We start from the raw sequence: 22,564 nt of genomic DNA, 5'->3' as shown, positions 1-22,564 counted from the left end.
GACCCGTCGTCGATGCGTGGATGTTGTTGAACTAGTACCGCGTCGCCTAAGTTCGTACCTGGTTCCGCGAGAGGTCTTGCCAAGCCTTCCCGATCAGACGACAGGCGTCAGCACCCAGGGGAAGTCGTGCACCAGGACGTCGAGGATGTCCTTGAGGGGCGCGCGGATGCCCGTCGGCTCCCAGCGCCCGGTATGAGTGGCGATCTCAAGCCTCCAGAGCTGGACGGTGTCGCGCCGCAGGCGCGCATGCGGGATGGGGTCGTCGTCGGGACCGGACTCGATGACGACCAGCTCGCCGCGCTTGCGAGCGCGCAGGTTTTTCCGGGAGGCTGGGCGGATCGCGTAAGGCTTTATATGTCGCTCATGGCTGTAAGATGGGGCGGCCACCACGAGGAGCTTGAAGTCCGGATCGCGTTTTGATTTATTACCATGGTCAGTTTTCTCTAGCCCAGCGAGAGCGTGCCATGCCGGTCGCAGAGCTTATCGGTGTCCTTCGTTCATTCAAGGGCCGTTCGCTTCGCCTTGCGGCGCCGCTCGCGGTCGTCGTGGCCAGCGGGTGCACGGGCGTCTTGGGTGGTAGCCCCCTGGACTCGACGGATCCGGCGACGGATTCGGCGGCCGAGTGCGGCGCAACCCCTGCGCTGGCCAAGCCGCGCATCTGGCGGTTGACCAGGAGCCAGCTCGCCAACACCTTGCGCGACGAGTTCGGCATCGAGCCCGCGGCGCTTTCGAACTTGCCGAGCGAGGCCCGGCTCGACGGCTTCGCCAACCAGGCCTCACAGCTGCGTATCGCGCCGCTCCTCGCGGAGGTGTACTTCGCGCTCGGCGAAGAGCTCGGGGCGCACGCGCTGCAGAACCCCGACAAGTTCGGCATCGCGTGCGACGCCGCCACCTTGGCGCCTGGCAGTTGCCTGGAGGGTTTCATCGCCACAACGGGGCGAAAGCTCTGGCGCCGCCCGCTCTCGGCGACGGAGGTCGCCGACTTCAGCGCGCTCTTCGCCAAGACGGCCGCGCAGGGCGCAGGTCCTGCCGGAGGCGTCACGAGCGTCGTGCAGGCGCTGTTCATGTCGCCGAGCAGCCTGCACCGCACCGAGCTCGGCACGGTGAAGGACACCGGAGCGGTGACACCGCTGGCGGATCACGAGATCGCTTCGGCGCTCTCGTACATGCTCTGGGATAGCGCGCCGGACGCCGAGCTCGCCGCGCTCGCAGATCAAGGGAAGCTGCGCGACCGTACGGTGCTCTTGGACCAGGCCAAGCGCCTGTTCGAGGCGCGCGACAAGGCGTCGCCGGCCATGAGCCACTTCTTCGAGCAGTGGCTGGAGCTCGAGAATCTCCCGAACGCGGTGAAAGACGCCGACCTCTTTCCGATGGCGACGCCCGAGCTCAACGCCGATTTGAAAGAAGAGCTGCGCCTGTTCACGGACAGCGTGCTGTTCGACGCGGGGGCGGATCGTCGCTTCGACTCGCTGTTCACGAGCACGTACGCGTTCGTGAACGAGCGCACCGCCCCGCTCTACGGTTTGAGCGGGGTGACCGGCGACGCCATGGTGCGTCGCGAGCTCAATCCGGCGGAACGCCGAGGCATCTTGACGTCGCTGCCGTTTCTCTGGGGCCACGCGCACGCCCAAGATACGGCCCTCGTTGGGCGTGGCGCCTACGTCCGCGCAGAGATCCTGTGCCACCGCGTGCCGCTGCCGCCCGGCGGTGTTCCGAATCCTGGCAAGTTTGCCGAGCCGAACGCCACGGGTCGGCAAAGACTCGGCATTCATGCGAGCCCGGCCTGCGCCGTCTGTCACAAGCTGTTCGATGGCATCGGGTTCGCGCTCGAAAGCTACGATCCCATCGGTCGCTTCAGGACGACGGAGCATGGGCAGGAGATCGATGCGAGCGGCAGTCTGCCGCTGCCGAGCGAGGGGAATAAGGAACCCGGAATCGTATTTTCCAACTTCGTGGAGCTGGTGGACGAGCTGGCGCAAAAGCCGGATGTCTACGGCTGCTTCGCCCAGCAGTTCGCCGCCTACGCTTCAGGTTACGATTTGCCGGAGCTCGACGCCTGTGAGAAGGAGCGCGTCGTGGACGATTTTGCGCGCTCACAGAACGCGATCGATCAGCTGGTGCTGAGCGTGATCGCATCGCCAAGCTTCATCGACCGGAAGAACTAGGAGCTCGCCATGCGCAACGTAAAGTTTTCCCGGCGTACGATGCTCCGTGGCCTCGGCTACGGAACCGTTTTCTGTTCTGGGCTGTTCGACAACGTCTACGCCCAGACCGCTCCGCGAATCACGCGCGTCGCCATGTTCGGCTACGCGAATGGCTCTCAGTATCAATCGGAGCCGACCGGAGGCGAAAAGGACTTCGTCCTCAAGCCGCACATGGCGCCGCTCGAAGCGGTGCGCAACGACATCCTGGTGTTCAAGAACCTGACGCTCGCGCGCGACCCCGGTAACGCGCACCGCTCGGCGTCGTTTTCGGTGTTCGGCCTCGGCGCGCCGACCAGCATCGATCAGGAGTTCGCCAAGTTCCTCAAGGACACGACCCCGCTGGCATCGCTGGAGATCGCGGTCGGACAGACGTCCGGCGACGGCGGCGTCATCCCCGGACTGTCTCAGGTCGATGGCAGGTTCATCCCCAGCGTGAAAAACCCGCTGGCTGCGTATCAGCGCGTCGCCGACCGCATCAGCGGGGGTGCTCCCGCGCCGGGCAACGGCACGCCCATGAACACGCCGAGCGCCGCCGAGCAGGCGCTGCTCCGCCGCCAGAGCGTGCTCGACTTCATCAAGGAGGACGTCCAGTCCTTCCGCGGGCGTCTCGGGCCGGAGGAAGCCACCAAGATGGACTTCTACCTCGAGTCGCTGCGCACGCTCGAACGCGATGTCGGCGGCAGCATCCCCACAGACATGCCTTCGAACTCGTGCTCGAAGCTCGCGGCGCCGCTGCTGAGCAAGGACACCATGATGAACGATATGCCGGAGCACAGCCGGCTGTATCTCGATATCATGGCGATGGCTTTCGCCTGCAACGTCACTCGCGTGGCATCCATGATGTGGGGCGGTGGCGAAAACAACGAAGCCATCAAGTTCGGTGACATCGATATCTCGGCCTGGCACTCCGTCTCGCACGGCGATCCGGACCGCGCTCCGGGACAGCAGATCATTCGCCTCCAGGCATATTTCGCGCAAGAGTTTCGCTATTTCATCGAGAAGCTGAAGAGCTTCTCCGACGGCCAGTTCTCGCTGCTCGACAACACCGCAGCGGTCCTTTCGACCCAGAACGGCAGCAGCCAGCTGGGCTCCGCCCAGAACTTCGCCGAGACCGACCACCCTCCCCAGCACGCACCTTTCGTGGTCGCCGGCAGCTGTGGAGGCGCTTGGAAGACCGGGCGCCTGCTCGACGCCGGCGGGCGCAATCACAACGACGTTTATCTCAGCATTGCCCGGGCGATCGGCATGAATGTGACGTCGGTCGGCCGCGCTTCGTGGTGTAGAGGTCCGCTCATTACGTAGCTGGCGACGTAGCTGGCGGGTGCCGGTCGGCGCCGCAGCGCTCGCTCGGCGGGCGGCCGGCACGTACCCGATGCCATCGCACGCGAGCCCGCCGGAACGCCGGCCTCGTCGACGCTTTTCACACAGTCTCTGCGCGCGGCACGCAACGTCAGGTCGAGAACCCCCAGGGCCTCACCGCGCGGCGCACCGTCCTCGTCGTCTCGGCGCCCGAGTAGACGTGGGCGTGGACATGCCCCTGGTGGCGCGCGCACCACAGGCTCGCTCCGCCGGTCCGGTTGCGCTCCGCGAGGCAGTCGGGGCACGGCGGCTCGATCTCCGGAATGCGCCACGCGTCGTCGTGGTGCTTGTCCCGGACCACGCACACGGGACACCCCGCGGTCCGCACCACGCGCTCGGCGACCGAGCCGAGCAGCACGCGCTTCACGCCGGTGCGCCCGTGCGTCCCCATCACGATGAGATCCGCGTCGACGTGCGCCGCGAGCCAGACGATCTCCCGGGCCGGATCGCCCGTGAGCAGGTGCGTGACCACGCGCTCGACGTGCGGGGGGCGCGGCGGCACGGCGAACTCGTTGGCGACGCTCGTCGCGAGCTCCTGGAGCCGGGCCGCGGCGTCCGCCGCGCTCGAGGTCTTGGCGAGGCCCTGCAAGCCCAGCATCTCCCGGCCGCTGTCCGCCACCGCCACGACGTGCACCTCGCCGCCGGTCTCCTCCGCGTTCGCCAGCCACAGCGCCCGGAGGAGCACGCCCCGGCTCGCCGGCGAGAGATCCACCGCCGCCAGAACGTTGAACGGCCTGGTCGCGGCCGATGTGCTCGAAGGATTCGATTCCATGGCTTCCTCCCGTGACATGTCCTTGTTGGCTCGCGACCGAGTCGCAACGAGCGTGCCTCTCGCCGCGCCGCGCGCGGTCGCGCTCGGCGCGGCGCCGGAAGAGCCCGGGACGCAGGCGATGCGCTTCGCCGCGCACCCGATGCGTGGACGAAAGGAGTGTCGAAGGGAGCGGCCGCGGCCGAGCCCCGCGCCGGCGGCCGGGAGCGCTCAGCCGGCGGCCGGGCCGGCCTTCCGCTGCGCGCTGTCGCAGACCCAGCGGACCACGCCCGGGATCACCCCCTGCGCGATCGCGCTCACGCGCGAGCCGACGTCGGGGTAGATCTCGAACCGCCCGCGCGCCATGCCGTCGGCCATGCTGCGCGCCACCGCGTCCGGCTCCAGCGTCTTCACGTTGCCCGCGATGGCCTTGGTCTCCGCGGGCTTGTACCGGTTCTCGAACGCGAGCTGCGGCGTGTCGGTGTCGGGCGGCATGCACACGCTCACCCGGACGCCGTGCGGCCACATCTCCGCGCGCAGCGCCTGCGAGAAGCCGATCAGCGCGAACTTGCTCGCGGCGTACGGCGTGTAGCCGTAGATGCCGATCACGCCCGCCAGCGACGAGACGTTGAGCACATGGCCGCTCCCGCGCGCCACCATCGCCGGCAGCACCGCCTTGCACAGGTGGACGGCGCCGAAGAAGTTCACGTCCATCATGCCGCGGAACTCCTCGACCGGCAGCTCGAGGAACCGCCCCGGCATCACGGCGCCCGCGTTGTTCACGAGGTGATCGATCGGGCGCTCGGCGAGCAGCGACTCCACGGCCCGCGCGACGTCCTCCGACCGGCTGACGTCGAGCTCCAGGACGTCGACCCGCGCCGACGGGTGCTCCCGCCGGATGCCCACCGCCGCCTCGTCGAGGAGGGCCCGGCGGCGCGCGACGAGCGTCACCGCCGCGCCGTAGCCCGCCACGAGCCGCGCGAACGACAGGCCGATGCCGCTCGAGCCGCCGGTCACGAGGACGCTCTTGCCCTGAAAGTAAGTTCGGGTGTCCATCGACGGCGGAACCTACCCCAGGAGAGCGCCAGGCGCGAGACGCTCGTGCACGCCCGCGCCAGGACGCCTCAGCGGGCGCGCCGCCGCCCCTTCAGCGCGTCCTTCAGCAGGCTCCCCGCGGCGGCGCCGATCGTCTCCACCACGATGGCCGCCGCCGCCGCAGACACCGCCTTCACCGCCCTCCGCAGGGCTCGTCGCGTCTTCTTCTTCATGACGACTGCGCGAGCTCAACCTCCGGATGAGCCCTCTCCGCAACGCCATTGGCCAGCCGGGGGACACCCAGCGAGCTCGCCCAGCCCTTCACCCTGCGGGTCACGGTCGTGCCCGCGCTGGTCAGGTAGCCTTTGGCCCTGCCGCCATAGAGCCCGGCCGCGAACGCCGCCGCGAGGCTCGTCACCGCAGCGACCGGCTTGAGGACCTTCCGACCGAGCTTGTTGAGCTTCCTCTTTTGCTTCTTGGACAGCTTCGTCTTCATGCGCTTCAGCCCAGCACACTGCATGCCATGCATTCGAGTCCAGGCCACCATCACGAAAGCGATGCTCCGCCGTGACGCGCGCCGCGCCGATAGGACGTTTTGCCCCGCTGTGGTGAAAATGCCCGGTCAGCCCTCCGGCGCGCCGTCCCGCCAGGGCGATGACAGGGCCGCGCGCGCGCCGGACGAGCCCGCGGGAGCGAGGGCGTCTCCGGGGGAGCGCCCGCCTCCCGGGACCCGCGCGCGGGCGCACCACCCCGCACGGCACGGCGCGCGCCGCCCGTGCCCGGGCGGGTCGCGTTTGCTACATTACAGTGTCTGCGGTCGAAGCCGCCGGCGTGTCGCCGTGCCCGGCCGCTCCGGGCGGACTCGCTGGCGATCGGCGCCGAGTTCGTCTACTCACGTTGTAAGCAAGCTCATGCGAGATCTCAGGTAACACGGGGAGCCGAGATGCGCGTGGGAGACGTCATCGACCGTCGCTTCCGGCTCGAGGGCCTCGCCAGCTCCGGCGGGATGGGTGACGTCTACCGCGCCATCGATCTGGCCGCGAACGAGCCGGTGGCGCTCAAGGTCCTGCAGCGCCGCGGGCTCCAGGAGGCGATCCGGTTCGCGCGCGAGGCCGAGGCGCTCGAGGCGCTCACCGCGCTGCGGCACCCGGGCATCGTGCGCTACGTCGCGCACGGCGCGACCGACACGGGGCAGCCCTACCTCGCCATGGAGTGGCTCGCCGGCGAGACGCTGACCGAGCGCCTCGCCAGGCGGTCGCTCTCCGTCCGCGAGACCCTCGCGCTCGCCTCCAGGGTCGCCTCGACGCTCGGCGTCGTCCACCGCGCCGGCATCGTCCACCGCGACCTCAAGCCGAGCAACCTGCTCCTCGTGGGCGGCGTCGTCGAGGGGGTCACCCTCATCGACTTCGGCGTGGTGCGCCTCGGCGCCATCGACCGGCACCTCACCATGCCGGGCACGATGCTCGGCACCCCGGGCTACATGGCGCCCGAGCAGGCCCGCAGCGAGCCGAACATCGACGCCCGCGCCGACGTGTTCTCGCTCGGCTGCGTGCTCTTCAAGTGCCTCACCGGGCGCTCGGCGTTCCAGGGCGCCGACGGGCTCTCGGTGCTCATCAAGGTCATCCTCGAGGACCCGCCGCGGCTCCGCGAGCTCCGCGGCGACATCCCCGAGGCGCTCGACGACCTCGTCGCGCGCATGCTCGCGAAGCCGCCGAACGAGCGGCCCAAGGACGGCGACGCGGTCGCGGCCGAGCTCCTCGAGCTCGACGACCTCGGCGCCGGCGCCGTGAGCAGCCGCCCGTCGAACACCCTGCGCGGCAGCGAGATCACCACGAACGAGCGCAAGATGATGTGCCTCGTGCTCGCCCGCGACGTGACCGGCGACGCCGAGGCGACGCGCTCCCAGGAGGAGGACCTGGAGCGCAGCAAGGCGCTCATCGCCGTGGCCGAGCGCTACCAGGGCGAGCTCGAGATCCTGGAGTCGCGCTCCCCGCTCATCGTGCTCTCCGCCAGCGGGGCGCCGACCGACCTCGCGGCCCAGGCCGCGCGCTGCGCGCTCGCCCTCAACGCGCTGCTCGGCTGCGTGCCCGTCGCGCTCGTGACCGGCCGCGCCGAGATCTCCTCGCGGCTGCCGGTCGGCGAGCTCATCGACCGCGCCGTCCACCTCCTGCCGCCGGCCCACGCCCCGGCCGGCGCGGACGCCGTCCGCATGGACGAGGTGACCGCGGGGCTGCTCGGCTCCCGGTTCGACATCACCCGCGACAAGGGCGGCCTCCGCCTGCACGGCGAGCGCGAGGCGCTCGCCACGACGCCGCCGCTGCTCGGCAGGCCGACGCCGTGCGTCGGGCGCGACCGCGAGCTCGCCCTGCTCGAGGCCGCGTTCGCGCACTGCGTCGACGAGTCGACGCCGAGCGCCGTGCTCGTGACCGCGCCCGCGGGCGCCGGCAAATCCCGCCTCCGCACCGAGCTGCTCCGCCGCCTCCGCGACCGCGGCGAGGAGATGGAAGTGTGGATCGGGCGCGGCGACCCCATGGGCGCCGGCTCGGCCTTCGCCCTGCTCGCGTCGGCGCTCCGGCGCACGATCGGCCTGTTCGACGGCGAGCCGATCGAGGCGCGGCAGCACAAGATCCGCGCGCGCGTCGCGCGGCACGGCCGGGGCGAGTCCCCGCGCACCGCGGCGTTCCTCGGGGAGCTCATGGGCGTGCCGTTCCCCGACGGCGACAGCGTGCAGCTCATGGCGGCGCGGCGGAACCCCGTGCTGATGAGCGACCAGATCCGCCTCGCCTGGGAGGACCTCCTGCGCGCCGAGTGCTCGGCGCGGCCGGTGCTGCTCGTGCTCGAGGACCTGCACTGGGGCGACCTGCCGAGCGTGATGCTGGTCGACTCGGCGCTGCGCAACCTCGGCGACCAGCGGCTGATGGTGCTCGCGCTCGGCCGGCCCGAGGTGCGCGAGCTCTTCCCGAAGCTCTGGGCGGGGCGCGGCGTGCACGAGGTGCAGCTCTCGGGGCTGCCGCGCCGCGCGAGCGAGCGGCTCGTGCGCCAGGTGCTCGGCGAGGACGTCGCGCCGGAGCTGCTCACGATGATCGTCGACCGCGCCGACGGCAACGCGTTCTACCTGGAGGAGCAGCTCCGCGCGGTCGCCGACGGCAAGGGCGCCGACCTGCCCGAGACGGTGCTGGCGATGGTGCAGGCGCGCATCGAGGCGCTCGACATCGAGGCGCGGCGCGTGCTGCGGGCGGCGAGCATCTTCGGGCAGACGTTCTGGCAGGGCGGCGTCTCGGCGCTCGTGGGCGGGGCGCAGGTGGCGCCGAAGCTCGTCGAGCTGGAGCAGCGCGAGGTCATCGCGCGGCGCGGCGAGGGGAGCCTCCCCGGCGAGGTCGAGTACAGCTTCCAGCACGCGATCGTCCGGGAGGCGGCCTACGGGATGCTGACCGAGGGCGATCGGCGGCTCGGGCACCGGCTGGCGGGCGAGTGGCTCTCGCGCGCGGGCGCGGCGGACGCGATGGCGCTCGGCGAGCACTTCGAGCGCGGCGGCGAGCTGTCGCGGGCGGCGGCGGCCTACTGCCGCGCGGCCGAGCAGGCGCTCCGGGCGCAGGACCTCGCCGCCGCCGTCGAGCGCGCCGAGCGCGGGGTCGCGTGCGGCCCGACGGCGCAGACGCTGGGCGCGCTGCGCCTCGTGGAGGCCGAGGCGCACGTCTGGCGCGGGGAGCTCGCGCTCGCGGAGCAGCGCGGCGTCGAGGCGGTGGAGCGGCTGCCGGCCGGCTCGGCGCCGTGGTTCTCGGCGATCAAGCAGGTGGCGGTCGCCGCGGGCAAGCTCGGCGGCTTCGAGCGGGTGGAGCGCTGGATGGGCGTGGCGCAGGCCGCCGAGGCGGAGGCGGAGGGCGCGCTCGTGGAGAAGCACATGTGCCTCGTCGAGGGCGCGCTCCTGCTCGTGTTCGGGGGGCGCTACGCGTTCGCGGACGCGCTGATCGAGGCGGTCGAGGGCGACGGGACCGACCTCGCGGAGCGGGAGGTCGAGGTGGAGGCGCGGCTGCACGAGGTGCGGTCGATCCGGGCGCTCGTGAACGGCGACCCCGGCGCCTGCCTGGGGGGCCTGTCGTCGGCGCTCGCGGCGTTCGAGCGGGCGGGCGATCGCGGCAACGCCTGCGCGGTCCGCATGAACGTGGGCTACATGCACGCGGAGCTCGGCGATTTCGCGGGCGCGGAGGAGGTGCTGCGCAGCGCCCTCGCGGCCGCGGAGCGGATGGGGCTGCACGAGCTGGCCGCGGCGACGCTGAGCAACCTGGGGCACGTGCTCGGCTACCGGGGGCGCATCGAGGAGGCGCAGCGGACCGCGCGGGAGGCGATCGCGCTGTCGCAGCGGCTCGGGGATCCGCGCCAGGAGGGGAGCGCGCGGACGTACCTCGCGCGGATCGCGCTGCTCGCCCGGGATTACGAGGCCGCGGAGCGGGAGGCGAGGACGGCGGCGGAGATCTTGCAAAGCGCTCCGCCGCTGCGCGCGGCGGCCGTGGCGGCGCGGGCGCGGGCGCTCCTCGGCCTCGGGAGGTACGACGAGGGGCTCTCGGCGGCGGGGGAGGCGTTCTCGATGCTGGAGGGGATCGGGGCGATCGAGGAGGGGGAGTCCGCGGTGCGCCTCGTCTACGCCGAGGCGCTGGAGGCGAACGGGATGGAGGCGGACTGCGCGGCGGTGATCGCGGCGGCGCGGGAGAGGCTCCTGGAGAGGGCGGGGAAGATCAGCGATCCGGTGTGGCGGGAGCGGTTCCTCACCGTGCCGGACAACCAGAAGACGCTCGCGATGGCGGAGCGGTGGGTGGGGTAGGCAAAGGTTCGCGTGCTCCTCGTGGAGCACCGCGAGGGAGGTGAGATTCGATATGACGAATGCGCTCGCCAAGTCGACGCGTCCTCGCCACCTGGTGGCGAAGCTCCTCGAGCAGCCGGATCTCGTGCGGCTCGTGCAGGGGCTCGAGGCGCCGGTCCTCACCCGGCTGATCCACCACATCGGCCTGGAGGACGCGGGGGAGATCGTCGCGCTCGCGACGACCGAGCAGCTCAAGGGGATCTTCGACGAGGACCTGTGGCGCAGCGAGCGCCCGGGCAAGGATGAGGCGTTCGACGCGGATCGGTTCGCCCTGTGGCTCGAGGTGATGCTCGAGGCCGGCGAGGCGTTCGCGGCGCGGAAGATCGCCGAGCTCGACGAGGATCTCGTCACGCTGGCGCTGTGCAAGCACGTCCTCGTGATCGACATCGACGGGCTCACCGTGCAGATGTCGAGCTCGGAGCGCTCGGACGACGACGATCTCGTGGAGAAGGCGCTCGAGAGCTGCCTGTATCAAGAGTTCGAGGAGTTCCGCGTCATCGCCAAGGACCACCGGAGCTGGGATCCCATCCTCCAGGTCCTTGTCGAGCTCGACAGGGAGCACCACGCGCTCCTGCGGGCGCTGCTCGAGCGGTGCTGCGCCATCTCCACCGAGGTCATCGAGGAGTCCGGCGGGCTCTACGACGTCCTCACCTCCGAGGAGATGCTGGAGTCCGACGTCGCCGCGGACCGGGAGGACCGGCGCGAGCAAGAGGGGTTCGTCGCTCCGTCCGCGGCCGTGAGCTTCCTCAACCTGGCGCGGGTCACGCCGCTCGACGAGATCCTCGGGGCCCGGACGTACGATGCCGTCACGCGCGCGCATTTCCGTGCGGCGGCGGCGAAGGCGCGGCCCCCGGCCGCGGCGGCCCGGCGGCCGGTCTCCGGCGCGGAGAAGGGCGCGCCGGCCGCGGAGGACCTCCAGAGCTTCCTCGAGGTGCTGCGCGAGGCGGACATCGTGCCGCCCGCGGCGGAGGCGCGGCTCCTCACGGCCGGCGCGCCGCGCGAGGGGGAAGACCTCCTGTTCACGTCGGCGATCCGCGAGGCGATGGCGCGCGACGCGGAGCTCTACGGGAAGCGGCTCCTGGAGCTGAGCTACCTCGTGAACGTCCTCATCTCCGGGTGCAGCCACGACGGCCGCGCGTTCCGGCCGTTCGAGGCGGCCGAGGCCGTGCTCTGCACCTGCAGCCTCGGGCTCGAGCGCCTCCTCGGAGAGCGCGCGGGGCGCAAGAAGCCGGGCGCGGACGAGCTCGCGTCGGCGATGACCGAGCACGACGCGGTGAAGATGTTCATGGCCGGGTGGCACCTCCTGCACCACGAGGTGGTGCTCTTCGCCGCCGGCGCGCTCCGGAAGGCGCTGGCCAGGCTGGTCGCCGACCAGCCCGACGGGCAGGCGGCCCGGGAGATCGAGCGCGTGGCCGCCGGGCTCGCGGCGGACGCCGACGCGGGCAAGCCGTGGCGCTCGCGCGGCAAGCTCGATCGGATCGAGCGCGCGCTCGGGGCCGAGGCGACGGCGACCTACCGCGCGCTCCTGGACGAGCTCCCGACGCTGCCCGACGGCGCGGTCGAGGGGGCGCAGGCGGGGGGCGCGCAGCGCTCGCGGTTCGTCTCGATCGCCGCGCAGATCCGGGCCATCCAGGCGATGCTGGTGCGGCCGGAGGGGAGCGAGGCGAAGGCCGCCCCGCGCGCGGCCGGCGCCGCTGGGCGCGAGGCGAAGGCCGCCCCGCGCGCGGCCGGCGCCGCCGCGCCCGCCAAGGCGCGCAAGCGCGCGCAGCCCGGCGCGGGCCGCCGGAAGTAGCGGATCGGCCACCGCCGCGGGTCGTGCTCAAATTTGCCCGGAGAGAGTTCACATGAAGGCGGGAAGGCGGGAAGAACATTGATCTTTCTTCCCGCCTTCCCGCCTCATGCTCAATTTTGAGCACTGCCCCGCAGCGCCGCCTCTCGGGCGGGGCGGCGGCGCGCGATCAGCCCTCGCGCGGGGGCGCCTCGGGCAGGCCGGCGTTCTTGCGGAGCGTGGCGATGAGGCGGTCCAGCGCCTCGCGGTAGCCCTTCTGGGCCGCGGCGATGCGCTCCTCCATCGTCGCGTCGATCTCCTTCACCTGGGTCGCGGACGAGTCGAGCATCGCCTTGCTGCGCCCGAGCTCCTCGATGCGCTCGTCCGACGCCTTCTTCTCCTCGTCGGTGCGCCGGCCCGACGACTGGAACGCGCGCTCCGCGGCCACGGCCTCGTCGATCGACGCCTTGATCGCCTCGATCTCCTCGAGCATCCGGCGGAGCCGGAGCTTGTGCTCGACCATGTCGACGTGGACGGTGTAGCTCGCGAAGCTCACGGCGTCGGCCTGCCGCTCGAGCGCCGCGGCGTTCTCCTTGCCGAGCGAGGCGCGGTGGCGCTCGATGGTGCGGTGCGCCTCGTTGCGATCGCGGACGTACTTCTCGAGCTGGCGCGCGACGCCCTCCTCGAGCGCGTGCGCGGTGGCGCCGGTGACGTCGGCGTCGCACCCCTTCTGCTTGACGACGTACTGCGCGGCGCCGCTCACCTTGCGGGTGAGCTCCTCCTGGTTCTCGTTGAAGAACTCCATGGCGCCGTTCACGACGCGCAGGCGCTCGACGTAGTCGTAGCTCTTGCCCGCCGCGTCCGCCTGCTCGACGACCTCGACGGCCACCTTCCAGTCCGGCTTCTTGAGCTCGCCCGGGTAGCCCTGGAACTGGCCCGTGGCGCGCTTCGCGAGGTCCTCGCGCTCGCTGAACGACGTGGCCGTGGCCTGGAGCTCGGCCGGGTAACGCTCGGCGTAGCCGCTCTGGTGGGCCGAGGAGGCGATCTCTGGCTCCGGCTTGGGGGCGCTGCAACCGAGCGCGAAGAGGTGGCCGGCCAGGAAGAGCGCGCCGGCGACGAGGCGAGGTCGGTTCATGGGCGCAGGCCTATAGCCCAACTCCGCCCCCGCCGGGCGCGCTCCGCGCAGCGGCTCGGCGCGCGCGAGGTGCGACGCGTCATGTGGTGTGGGTCACGCACGGTCAGGTGTGTGTCCGCCAGGGCTCGCGGGGCGGATCGGCGATTGCGCCCGCTCGATGGGGCGCAACGCACCTGGAGCGACGGACGGAGGGAACGTCGCATCACCGAAGGAGCGCGAGCCGCCGAGACGCCAGGAGCGCTCAGGCGCCGGTGCCGCCTGAGCCGACTGCGCCCTCCGGCCCATCGCCGCACGTGATGCCATCACCGTTGTTGTCCAGGCCGTCGCCGCACACCTCCTCTGCTCAAGGATGCACCGACGGAAGGTCGTCGCGGTAGTCCAGCGCTTGGTCACCCATCCAGATCGCAGTCCGATCACGATTTGTTGTGGACCAGCAGGCCCTCAGCAAAGTAATTCCGCTCCGGGCCATCGATCGTCAGGTTGAAAACATCCACCTTGCCGGCCGACGGCGCGGGGCGGTGCGCCGTCACGGAGAGCTCGCGGACGTCCGCCGAGCCGAGCCAGGCCAGGAGCCGAGTCCCTTCGCGCAGCGCGCCCGCGTCGACCCACGCGCCGCGCGCGGCGTCGTAGAAGGGGTGCTCGGCCGTCACGCCGGCGACGACCAGCTCCCCCGCGGCGACGTGGAGGACCTCGGTGGCCCGCGCGCGGAGCACCCGCGCCACCCTGCGCACCACCGGCGCGCGCCGCTCGAGGCTCAGGCTGAAGACCTCGTCCCCCACGTCGAGATCCTCGATGCGCCGGAAGCCCCGCGGCGTCACGATCCGCGTGGCGCGTACGAAGCAGCTGTCCGATCCGCGCGCCGCCCCCGCCATCAACAGCCCGAGCCCCGCGATAGGCCGCCACATCGCTCTCATCGTCGTCCCTCCTTCAGGACGGCCGGACCCTACCCGTCGTTCGCCGGGGAGACGAGCCCCAAAGCAGAGGTTGCGCGCCCCACATCCGCGCGCGCCGCGCGTCGCGCACCGCTGGACATCGCGCAGGACGCTGGAACTGCTTCCCTTTTCGCCGCGTCCTTGGCATCGTCGCGGCCCGCTCTGCGCGCACGGCGGCGCCCGAGGCGCGCGAGGGTGGTTGTTCTTCTTTTATCTCGGCATGGCGAGCGCCGGAGCCGATCACGGCGGCGTCGATCACCTTCGCGAGAGGATGTGCGGCATGGGAGCTTTGAAAGACAAGGTCGTCATCGTCACGGGCGCGAGCGCGGGCATCGGCAGGGAGACGGCCGCCGCGCTCGCGGCCGAGGGCGCGAAGGTCGTCGCGAGCGCGCGGCGCGAGGCGCAGGGGCGCGAGCTCGTGGCCGCCGTCAAGGACCGCGGCGGGGAGATCACCTGGGTCACCGCCGACATGCGCGTCGAGCGCGACATCGAGGCGCTCGTGGACGCCGCGGTCTCCACGTATGGCCGCCTCGACGGCAGCTTCAACAACGCCGGGGTCGGCTTTCTGGCGCCGTTCGTCGAGATGAGCAACGAGGACTACGACCAGTTCCTGGACACGAACCTCCGCGGCGTCTTCTGGTGCATGAAGTACCAGATCAAGGCCATGCTCGCGGGGGGTGGGGGCTCCATCGTCAACTGCGCCTCGGTGGCCGCGTCGCGCTCCTTTCCCGGGCTCTCGGCCTACGCCGCGTCCAAGGCCGGCCTCGTCGCGCTCTCGCGCGGCGCCGCGGTCGAGGTCGCGCAGAAGGGCATCCGTATCAACACGGTGAGCCCCGGTATCATCGAGTCGGAGATGGCCACGGCGGGCTGGCGCCTCGACGATCCCCAGGGGCGCGCCTTCGCCTCGTCGCTCCACGCCATGAACCGCGTCGGCAAGCCGGCAGAGGTGGCCGCGGCGGTCGCGTTCCTCCTCAGCGACAAGGCCTCGTTCGTCACGGGCCAGGACGTCATCGTCGACGGCGGCCTCGTGCCGGCCGCGTGGCCCGCGGGCTACGCGGGCGGGGGCTGAGCCGCGCTCCTGCGCGGCCGCCCCGCCCGATCGCCGGTCTACGCGATGATGCTCATGGGGATGGCCCCGCTCGGCGCGGCCGGCGTGAGCGGCCGATCGCCGGCGCGTGCCGGCACCTCGCGTGCACGCAGCGGGTCGGAGCGCGCGTGTGCGGGGGATGCACGGCGCGCGGCGATGGAGGGGAACCATGGGGCGCGATGACGAGGAGCGGCCCGAGCCGCAGGCGCAGGGCAAGGGGCGCGTCGACGAGGTCGATCAGTCGAAGGGGATCTTCCGGCTCGACGGGCCGCATCCCAAGGATGCCGAGCTCCGCGCGCCGGGCACGCTCGGCGGCGGTCCTTACGAGGAGTCCGGGCGCGGCGGCCCTGCGGGCTCGCTCGAGCCGCGGGACCCCAGCCCCGCGCCCGCGGGCGCCGCGGCCCCGCCGGAGGAGCCGCCGGCGCAGGACGGCGACGCGGCCGACGAGGCGCGGCCGGTGGCGGGCGCGCTGCCGCAGCACGAGGAGCGGAGCGCCGAGGAGCGCAGGGCCGCCGGGCAGGGGTAACAAGGGGCCGGCGCGACCGCGGGGCTCGGGTCCTTCGCCCGGCCGGACCAGGGGCGAGCGCGCCGGCGCCTCGCGCGCTCAGCGCGGGGCCGCGGCGCTCGCGACGCCCAGGGCGACGTATTTGCTGAGGGTGCCGAGCACACCCATCTTGTCGCGGAAGTTCTTCATGAGCCGGTCGGGCAAGATCAGCTCGTCGAACAGGAAGCCGCCGAGCGCCGACAGCGCGCCCGTGAGCGGGCCGCTGCGCTTCCCGGTCGCGTCGAGCGCCTTCTCGTAGCCGATGCCCCAGGCGAGCAGGCCCCCGGCGAGCACCGCGACGCCGGCGGGCGTGACGACCGGATCGAACCGGTCGCTCGCGCGGCGCCCCCCGAGCCCGACGGCCGTGGCCATGGCGTTCATGGAGGCCCAGGGCGACCCGCGCTTGAGGGTCGACGCTGCCATCATCGTGCACATCGTCGCCGCCGTCAGCGCGGCGCCGGTCCGCAGCCCGCGCGTGACGATCTCGCTCATGCGGGCCCCCTGCTGAGGGCGCTGCGCCGCCGCGCGTGGCGCCTCGGGGGGCAGGGCCGTCGCCTCGGGGGGCAGGGCCGTCGCCTCGGGGGGCAGAGCGCTCGCCCGAGCAGGCGGAGACGCCGCCTCGGCCGGCACAGCCGTCTCGGGCGGCAGGGCGCTCGCCTCCGGCGGAAGTGCGGTTGTCTCGATACGGGGAGACATCCCCTCGGAGGGGGGGACCAGCGCCGCGGGCTGGTCGGCCTCCGTGCCCCCTTGTCGGCCTACATGGAGATAGTCCTCGCGACCATCATGGTAGGTGTAAGGGACCGGCTTGGGACCCTGGTGCTCCGGCTCCGGCGTTCCTGCGGCGCGTTCCGGGTTCATTCGATTCTCCATCTGACACCTTTCGACGATTTCTTCGAAACCTAGGATCCGCGGCGGGTGCCAACTCCGTGCCAGCTCCGCGTCAGCCAGTCCACGTGGCCAGGACACCGCCCCGAGCGCGATCGACCCGGGCTCCCGCGGCCGCGCGGACGCGCCCGTACCGTCCCGCTGGCCCGGCCGACCCGACCTCGTCCGCGCGCCCGTGGTTTGGCCCTCGCATGGTGCTGCGCCCAGGAGGACCCCATGAGCACGGCGCGCCCGCTCGATCTCGACACTCCCACGAGGACATTGCGCGCCGTGAAGACGGCCGGTGTGCTCATCGGGTTGGGGGCGGGCGGGCTGATCGATGGAATCCTGTTCCATCAGCTCCTGCAGTGGCACCACCTGATCTGCTTCAGCTGCCATCCGGGCGCGACCATCGACGACGTGCGGAGGAACATCTTCGCAGATGGCCTGTTCAGCGCTGTCGCATTCGGTCTCACCGTGGCAGGAGTCAGCAAGCTCTGGGGCGCGCTGCGCAGCGGCGGCGCCCTGCTGCCGGGGCGGATCCTCCCCGGCGCCGCCGCCGTGGGCTGGGGGCTGTTCAACCTGGTCGAGGGCGTGATCGATCATCACCTCCTCCAGATTCACCACGTCCGTCCAGGCCCAGGTCAGCTGGGTTGGGATCTCGCCTTCCTCGCGTCCGGGGGCTTGCTCGTGCTCGGCGGCCTGCGCCTGATGCGCGCGGCGCCGCGCGGCGCGCGCGCCGGGCTGTCAGCGGGATGAGGGGGCGCGGCGGGGCGAGGGCCGGCGCCGGGCAGGGGTCGACCTTGCCCAGGGAGAGTCCCCATGAAGGCGGGAAGGCGGGAAGATCATTAATGTTTTCTTCCCGCCTTCCCGCCTTCATGTTCAAATTTGACCACCACCGCCGTGAGGGGCAGCGGCACGGCGACCGTGGTCATCGGATCGCCCTCCGCGACGGCCGCGCCCGCGTCGCCCTCCGCGGCAGAGGTCATGTCGAGCGACGCCGTGGTCTCGCCCCCCGGGGCCGGCGCGGCCGCCTCGACCGAGCTGCCGAGCAGCTCGCCGCCCGGACACGCCAGCGCGAGGGACGGAGCGCTCGACGCGGGCTCGCTCGCGCGGTGCTCGGCCTTCATCATCGACGGGTCGAGCGCGGTGCCGCCCGCGAGCAGCGGGCGCATCGCCGCCAGCATGGCCGCGGCGCTCGGGTAGCGCGCCGAAGGATCCAGCGCGAGCGCGCCGTGGAGGACCGCCGCGACCTCGACCGGGACCCACGGGGCGATCTCGTGGAGCGGCAGCGGCGGCGTGCTGCAGATCGTGTAGACGAGCTTCCCGAGCGTGCCGACCTGCTGGTACGGGGCGTGGCCGGCGAGGGCGCAGTAGAGGGCGCTGGCGAGCGACCAGAGGTCGGTGCGGTGATCGACGTCGCGGCCGTTCTGCACCTGCTCGGGCGACATGTACAGCGGCGAGCCGAGCACGCTGCCGGTGTGCGTCAGCCCCGTCGTGTGCGCCACGGCCAGCGGATCGGCCAGGATCTTGGCGATGCCGAAATCGAGGATCTTGACCGTGAGCGACCCGTCCGGGCGCCTCGCCAGGAAGAGGTTCGCCGGCTTGATGTCGCGGTGGACGATGCGCGCCTCGTGCGCCTTGTGCAGGCCCGCGAGCGCCTGGGCGCCGATGCGCAGCACCACGTCGGGCGGGAGGGGCCCGACCGCGTCGATGCGCTGCTGGAGATCCTTCCCGTGGAGGCGCTCCATCGCGATGTACGAGGTGTCCGTCTCCGCGTCGGTGCCCGCGTCGAGCACCTGCACGATGTGCTCGCTGTCGATCGCGCTCGCCGCCCGCGCCTCGCGGCGAAGGCGCTTCACCCCCTCGCTGCCGGGCAGGAGGTGGCGCGTGCTCAGGACCTTGATCGCGACGCGCAGCTGCGTGGTCGTGTGCTCCGCCTCGTACACGGAGCCCATCCCCCCCTCGCCGAGGAGGCGCACGAGCTTGTATTTGCGGTCAATCGTCTGGCCGATCAATCGCAGTGCAGCCTAGCGAAGCGACCCTGGTGCGGCAACGACGTCTCCCGTGGACGGGCGCGCCGCCGGCGCGCTGGCGAGACACGCGCGAGACACGTGCGAGACACGTCAACAGCGCTCGCCCTCTCGAGCCGCGCGGCGCTCCGGAGGTCGGTCGCCGAGCCGGGGAGATGGGTCGCGGCGCGGCGCCGCGCTCCGCGCCATCACCGCTCCGCCCGCGCGGGGCCGCCCTCGCCCCACGCCATCTCCGCGAGGCGGTGCAGCAGGGACAGCGAGGGCGGCAGCGCGCCCGCCTCGCGCAGCGGGAACGCGCACGTCAGCTGGTCCACGGCGAACGGCGCCCTCCTGGCGATGAGCAGCTCGCAGTGGCCGCTGAACGCCGCGGAGCTCCGGGGCCAGGCGAGGGGGGCGAGCGAGAGCCCGTCGGGGAGCTCGGCGAGCGCGCGTCCGAGATCGTCGAGCTCCTCGGGCGCGAGGCGCCGCTCGCGCGGCTCGGCCGCGCCGCCGCCGCCCGGGTGGAGCAGCGCGTGCCCGCTGGCCTGCGAGCGGAACGGGCCGTCGGAGGACGGCGAGAGCGAGAGCTCGACCTTGACCCAGCGGCGCCCGCCGCCGGCCGGCGCGATGCCTTCGAGGACGAGGAGCCAGTCCGGCGCCGGCCGGCGCGCCATCGCGCGCCTCGCCCAGCGCCGCTGCGCGTGGGGCTGCGCCCAGGGGAAGAGCCCCGCGTGCCACGCGCGGAACGCGAGCTCCTCGCGGTACGCCGCGCCCGGGAGCCACGATCTGGCCGCCCCGAGCGACTCCCACACCGCGAGCCCCGCCGCGAACGCCGGGCCCACGCTGATGCACTGGACCAGCCCGGGGATGCAGGCGGCCGCCGCGGCGAGCACGGCGCCCCCCGCCGCGGCCGACGCGACAAGCTGGACCGCCCCGAGCCCGAGCTCCCACGGATGGCTGCCCTGGCACAGCTGCCGCAGCTCGGCGGTCGTCAGCTCGCTCGGGTCGCGCACGTCGCAGGCCGCTCTGGTCATATCCCTCGTCGCCGCCCCGGGCTCGGCCCGCAGCCGAGCGCTCCCAGCATACCGCGATCCGGCGGCGCGCGCCGTCAATCTGCGTCGCCGCCGGGGGCGTCAATCTGCGTCGCCGCCGGGGGCGGCGACGATGGGGCCGACCGCGGCCTTCGTCGCGCGCAGGTAGTCGCCGGGGGCGATGAGGATCTGGGTGCCCCGCACGCCGGCCGAGATGGAGACGACATCGAAGAGTTCGATCGTCTCGTCCGCGTAGACGGGATAGGCCTTTTTCGCGCCGAGCGCGGTGACCCCGCCGCGGACGTAGCCCGTGAGCGGCTGGACCTCCTTGAGGGGCACGGTGTCGACCTTCCGGTCTCCGGTGAGCCGCGCGATCGCCTTGAGGTCGAGCTGGGCGTTGCCCGGCACCACCGCGAAGCAGACGCCGTGGCGGTCGCCGCGCGCCACCAGCGTCTTCCACACCTGCTCCGGCGGCAGGCCGATCTTCCTGGCCACGGTGCTCGCGGTCAGGTCGCTCGGATCGACCTCGTAGGTGCGCAGCTCGTACGGGACGCCGAGGCTGTCGAGGATGCGCGCCGCGTTGGTCTTCATGCGGGGCATGCTATACGCGCCGGCCGGGCCGATGACGACCGAGAAGAAGCTCCCCGAGGGCCGGCTGAACCGCTTCGTCCGCCTCGCGGGCCTCGGCGCCCGCGCGGGGGCGGCGCACCTCCTCGCGCGGCGGGGCGACGCGTCCGCGGACGCCGCGGCGCACGTCGCCGAGGTGCTGGGCACGATGCGCGGGCTCGCCGCGAAGGTCGGCCAGATGGCGAGCTACGTCGACGGCTTCATCCCCGAGCCGCAGCGCGAGGCGTACGAGGCCGCGCTGCGCTCCCTCCGCGCCGCCGCGCCGGCGTCCTCGCCCGCGGCCGTCCGCGCGGTGGTCGAGGAGGACCTCGGGGCCCGGGTCGACGAGCTCTTCGCGGCGTGGGACGACGCGCCGTTCGCGAGCGCTTCCATCGGCCAGGTGCACCGCGCGGCGCTCGCGGACGGGCGCGAGGTCGCCGTGAAGGTCCAGCACCCGGGGATCGACCGGGCGCTCGCGAGCGACCTGGAGAACGCCGGCATGATCCGGGCGATGGTGGGCGCGGTGGCGCCCAAGGCGCTCGACTCGAGGCGCGTGCTCGAGGAGGTCCGGGCGCGGTTCCTCGAGGAGCTCGACTACGCCCTCGAGGCGGAGCGACAGCGGTATTTCGCGGGCGTTCACCGGGGCGATCCGACGATTCACATCCCCGAGGTCATCGCGTCTCGCTCGTCGCGCCGCGTGCTCACGGCCGAGCTCGCGCGCGGCGCGACCCTGGAGGAGGCCGCGGCGCGCGACGAGCGCACCCGGCGCGCCCATGCCGAGGCGCTCTGGCGCTTCGTCTTCAAGGGCAACCTCGTCGGCGGGATGTTCAACGCGGATCCGCACCCGGGCAACTACCTCTTTCACGCGGACGGGCGGGTCACGTTCCTCGATTTCGGCTGCGTGGAGCCGCTCGACGGCGCGCGGCTCGAGCACGGGCGCGGGATGCACCTCGCGGCGCTGCGGAAGGACGAGGCGGCGTTCGCGCGGCACGCGGCGCTGATCCTGGGGACGCGCGGCGGGCGGTTCGAGGAGATGTCGCTCGCGTACACGCGGCGGTGCTTCGAGCCGCTGTTCCGCGCGCCGTTCCGCGTCACGCGGGCTTACGTGACGAGCCTGGTGGAGGGCGTGAAGGCGATCAAGGAGCAGATCCTGGTGAAGGACAGCGGGTTCGTGCAGCTGCCGCCGGGCATGGTGTTCTTGAACCGGCTCCAGTTCGGGTTTTACTCGGTGCTCGCGCGGTTCGACGTGGAGGTCGACTACGCCGCGGTCGAGCGGGCGTTCCTGCGGGAGGCGGGGCTGCTCGAGTAAGGCTGCGCGCGCGTGCGCGACCCGGCGCGTGCGCGACCCGCTGGCAGGGGCGCGTCGGAGAGCGGCTCGACGGCTTCTGCCGGGAGCGGTCGGCGCTATAACAGGCGGTCGCGGCCCTTGATCGGGGCAGGCCTTGGAGGGTCACATGAACAGACTCGCTCATCGAAGGACAATCGCCGCGCTCGCCCTGCTCGCCGCCGCCTGTGGCGGGTCGTCGGACGACGCGCGCGACGACGGGAGCGGCGGGACGACGGCGTCTGGCGCGGGCGGCGGGACGACGGCGTCTGGCGCGGGCGGCGGGACGACGGCGTCTGGCGCGGGCGGCGGGACGACGGCGTCTGGCGCGGGCGGCGGGACGACAACGTCTGGCGCGGGCGGCGGGACGACGGCGTCTGGCGTGGGGGGCGGCGGCACGACCACCTCCAGCGGGACGACCGCGCCGGAGGGCGAGATCCTGGCGCTCGAGATCGTCGAATGGCACCAGGACGAATCGGCGCTGCGGGTCTCGTTGGTCCTCAGGAATCAGGATACGTCGCCGCTCCCGGTGACGCCGGAGAGCTTCTCCGTGACGAGCTCCGATGGGTTCTCGCTCGGCTGGGTGCCCTTCCGATGGATCACGAATCCGTGCCCGGCGGTGAATCTGCCGTCCTCTGGCTCCTTGCGCTGCGAGATGGGCTTCGGCAAGAGCGCCGAGCAGGAGCCGGCGCGGCTGGTGTTCGCCGCGGTCGACGGGCGCCAGATCGAGACCCCGTTTCCGGCCGAGTCGCCCATCACGCCGGACAACATCTGCTCCCACGTCAGCTTCGGGGGTCGTTGCTACGAATGCGCGATCGGGTGCAGGCTGTACGAATCCGTCTGCACCTCGGACGAGGACAGGTTCAAGCTCGAGACGCTTCTCTTCTCTGCGGGGGACTCTTGCACCGAACGTGCTCCCCTCCTGAGCGAGGCCTGTTTTGACGGGCTGCTGACATGCATACGGGATGAGTGCGTCGAGGACTGCGATTTGCACCCCTGATCCACGAGGCGCCCGACCGCGGGAGCGCGCCTCGGCTCCCCGCCTGCCGGCAGCCGC

At 72.3% G+C, this 22,564-nt stretch carries 20 protein-coding genes; 9 read left to right on the top strand and 11 right to left on the bottom strand.

Going from position 1 to position 22,564, the window contains the following annotated elements; genetic code table 11:
* Window positions 1-93: 93 nt before the first annotated feature.
* Window positions 94-390, bottom strand: a complete 297-nt coding sequence (locus tag WME98_RS53190) for a hypothetical protein (RefSeq protein ID WP_437949187.1) — start codon at window positions 388-390, stop codon at window positions 94-96.
* A gap of 74 nt (window positions 391-464) precedes the next feature.
* On the opposite strand from WME98_RS53190, the gene WME98_RS53185 reads away from it, so the two are divergent.
* Together WME98_RS53185 and WME98_RS53180 are read left to right on the top strand one after the other, a co-directional pair.
* A complete protein-coding gene (locus tag WME98_RS53185; RefSeq protein WP_437949186.1) occupies window positions 465-2,165 on the top strand; it encodes a DUF1592 domain-containing protein in 1,701 nt (566 codons plus the stop codon).
* Between the two features lie 9 nt (window positions 2,166-2,174).
* Window positions 2,175-3,506 (top strand): DUF1552 domain-containing protein, encoded by a 1,332-nt coding sequence (locus tag WME98_RS53180; RefSeq protein ID WP_148313929.1) that lies wholly within the window; start codon window positions 2,175-2,177, stop codon window positions 3,504-3,506.
* 148 nt (window positions 3,507-3,654) lie between these two features.
* Here the strand turns inward: WME98_RS53180 and WME98_RS53175 are convergent, their stop codons facing one another.
* The 4 genes from WME98_RS53175 to WME98_RS53160 form a co-directional block, all read right to left on the bottom strand.
* A complete protein-coding gene (locus tag WME98_RS53175) occupies window positions 3,655-4,335 on the bottom strand; it encodes a universal stress protein (protein WP_437949185.1) in 681 nt (226 codons plus the stop codon).
* Between the two features lie 207 nt (window positions 4,336-4,542).
* Window positions 4,543-5,367, bottom strand: a complete 825-nt coding sequence (locus WME98_RS53170; protein WP_061628221.1) for an SDR family oxidoreductase — start codon at window positions 5,365-5,367, stop codon at window positions 4,543-4,545.
* A gap of 68 nt (window positions 5,368-5,435) precedes the next feature.
* Complete coding sequence (locus WME98_RS53165; RefSeq protein WP_437949184.1) at window positions 5,436-5,579, bottom strand: hypothetical protein; 144 nt, start codon at window positions 5,577-5,579, stop codon at window positions 5,436-5,438.
* Entirely contained in the window at window positions 5,576-5,842 is a 267-nt protein-coding gene (locus WME98_RS53160; protein WP_437949183.1) for a hypothetical protein, read from the bottom strand. The genes WME98_RS53165 and WME98_RS53160 overlap by 4 nt, the downstream gene beginning before the upstream one ends.
* A gap of 447 nt (window positions 5,843-6,289) precedes the next feature.
* Between WME98_RS53160 and WME98_RS53155 the strand changes: the two genes are divergently transcribed.
* Both WME98_RS53155 and WME98_RS53150 read left to right on the top strand, forming a co-directional pair.
* Window positions 6,290-10,165: a serine/threonine-protein kinase gene (locus tag WME98_RS53155; RefSeq protein WP_437949182.1), complete on the top strand. Its 3,876-nt coding sequence runs from the start codon at window positions 6,290-6,292 to the stop codon at window positions 10,163-10,165.
* A 52-nt stretch (window positions 10,166-10,217) separates the two neighbouring features.
* On the top strand, window positions 10,218-11,996 hold the full coding sequence (locus WME98_RS53150; protein ID WP_437949181.1) for a DUF6178 family protein: 1,779 nt from the start codon (window positions 10,218-10,220) through the stop codon (window positions 11,994-11,996).
* Between the two features lie 166 nt (window positions 11,997-12,162).
* On the opposite strand, the gene WME98_RS53145 is transcribed toward WME98_RS53150, so the two are convergent.
* Window positions 12,163-13,107: a hypothetical protein gene (locus WME98_RS53145; protein WP_437949180.1), complete on the bottom strand. Its 945-nt coding sequence runs from the start codon at window positions 13,105-13,107 to the stop codon at window positions 12,163-12,165.
* A 413-nt stretch (window positions 13,108-13,520) separates the two neighbouring features.
* On the bottom strand, window positions 13,521-14,021 hold the full coding sequence (locus WME98_RS53140) for a polymorphic toxin-type HINT domain-containing protein (RefSeq protein ID WP_437949179.1): 501 nt from the start codon (window positions 14,019-14,021) through the stop codon (window positions 13,521-13,523).
* 298 nt (window positions 14,022-14,319) lie between these two features.
* On the opposite strand from WME98_RS53140, the gene WME98_RS53135 reads away from it, so the two are divergent.
* Together WME98_RS53135 and WME98_RS53130 are read left to right on the top strand one after the other, a co-directional pair.
* Entirely contained in the window at window positions 14,320-15,108 is a 789-nt protein-coding gene (locus tag WME98_RS53135; RefSeq protein WP_437949178.1) for an SDR family NAD(P)-dependent oxidoreductase, read from the top strand.
* A gap of 187 nt (window positions 15,109-15,295) precedes the next feature.
* Window positions 15,296-15,652: a hypothetical protein gene (locus WME98_RS53130; protein WP_437949177.1), complete on the top strand. Its 357-nt coding sequence runs from the start codon at window positions 15,296-15,298 to the stop codon at window positions 15,650-15,652.
* A gap of 78 nt (window positions 15,653-15,730) precedes the next feature.
* On the opposite strand, the gene WME98_RS53125 is transcribed toward WME98_RS53130, so the two are convergent.
* Window positions 15,731-16,528 carry a hypothetical protein gene (locus WME98_RS53125; RefSeq protein WP_437949176.1) on the bottom strand — a complete coding sequence of 266 codons (798 nt, stop codon included), beginning with the start codon at window positions 16,526-16,528 and terminating at the stop codon, window positions 15,731-15,733.
* A 243-nt stretch (window positions 16,529-16,771) separates the two neighbouring features.
* Between WME98_RS53125 and WME98_RS53120 the strand changes: the two genes are divergently transcribed.
* The gene (locus WME98_RS53120) at window positions 16,772-17,293 is read left to right on the top strand and encodes a DUF2243 domain-containing protein (protein ID WP_437949175.1); all 522 of its coding nucleotides are present in this window, start codon (window positions 16,772-16,774) and stop codon (window positions 17,291-17,293) included.
* Between the two features lie 89 nt (window positions 17,294-17,382).
* Here WME98_RS53120 and WME98_RS53115 read toward each other — a convergent pair whose 3' ends face one another.
* The 3 genes from WME98_RS53115 to ybaK form a co-directional block, all read right to left on the bottom strand.
* Window positions 17,383-18,552 (bottom strand): serine/threonine-protein kinase, encoded by a 1,170-nt coding sequence (locus tag WME98_RS53115; protein ID WP_437949174.1) that lies wholly within the window; start codon window positions 18,550-18,552, stop codon window positions 17,383-17,385.
* A gap of 203 nt (window positions 18,553-18,755) precedes the next feature.
* Window positions 18,756-19,580, bottom strand: a complete 825-nt coding sequence (locus WME98_RS53110; RefSeq protein WP_437949173.1) for a hypothetical protein — start codon at window positions 19,578-19,580, stop codon at window positions 18,756-18,758.
* 99 nt (window positions 19,581-19,679) lie between these two features.
* Window positions 19,680-20,168 carry a Cys-tRNA(Pro) deacylase gene (gene ybaK, locus WME98_RS53105; RefSeq protein WP_437949172.1) on the bottom strand — a complete coding sequence of 163 codons (489 nt, stop codon included), beginning with the start codon at window positions 20,166-20,168 and terminating at the stop codon, window positions 19,680-19,682.
* Between ybaK and WME98_RS53100 the strand changes: the two genes are divergently transcribed.
* Together WME98_RS53100 and WME98_RS53095 are read left to right on the top strand one after the other, a co-directional pair.
* Window positions 20,146-21,492: an ABC1 kinase family protein gene (locus tag WME98_RS53100; protein WP_437949171.1), complete on the top strand. Its 1,347-nt coding sequence runs from the start codon at window positions 20,146-20,148 to the stop codon at window positions 21,490-21,492. The two genes, ybaK and WME98_RS53100, sit on opposite strands and share 23 nt — an antisense overlap.
* A 145-nt stretch (window positions 21,493-21,637) precedes the next feature.
* Complete coding sequence (locus tag WME98_RS53095) at window positions 21,638-22,507, top strand: hypothetical protein (RefSeq protein WP_437949170.1); 870 nt, start codon at window positions 21,638-21,640, stop codon at window positions 22,505-22,507.
* Window positions 22,508-22,564: the final 57 nt, after the last annotated feature.

The organism is Sorangium sp. So ce296 (assembly GCF_051529605.1).
Classification (GTDB): domain Bacteria; phylum Myxococcota_A; class Polyangia; order Polyangiales; family Polyangiaceae; genus Sorangium; species Sorangium cellulosum_D.
The sequence above is the reverse complement of the archived record's forward strand: the minus strand, read 5'-3'. Positions and strand labels throughout refer to the sequence as shown.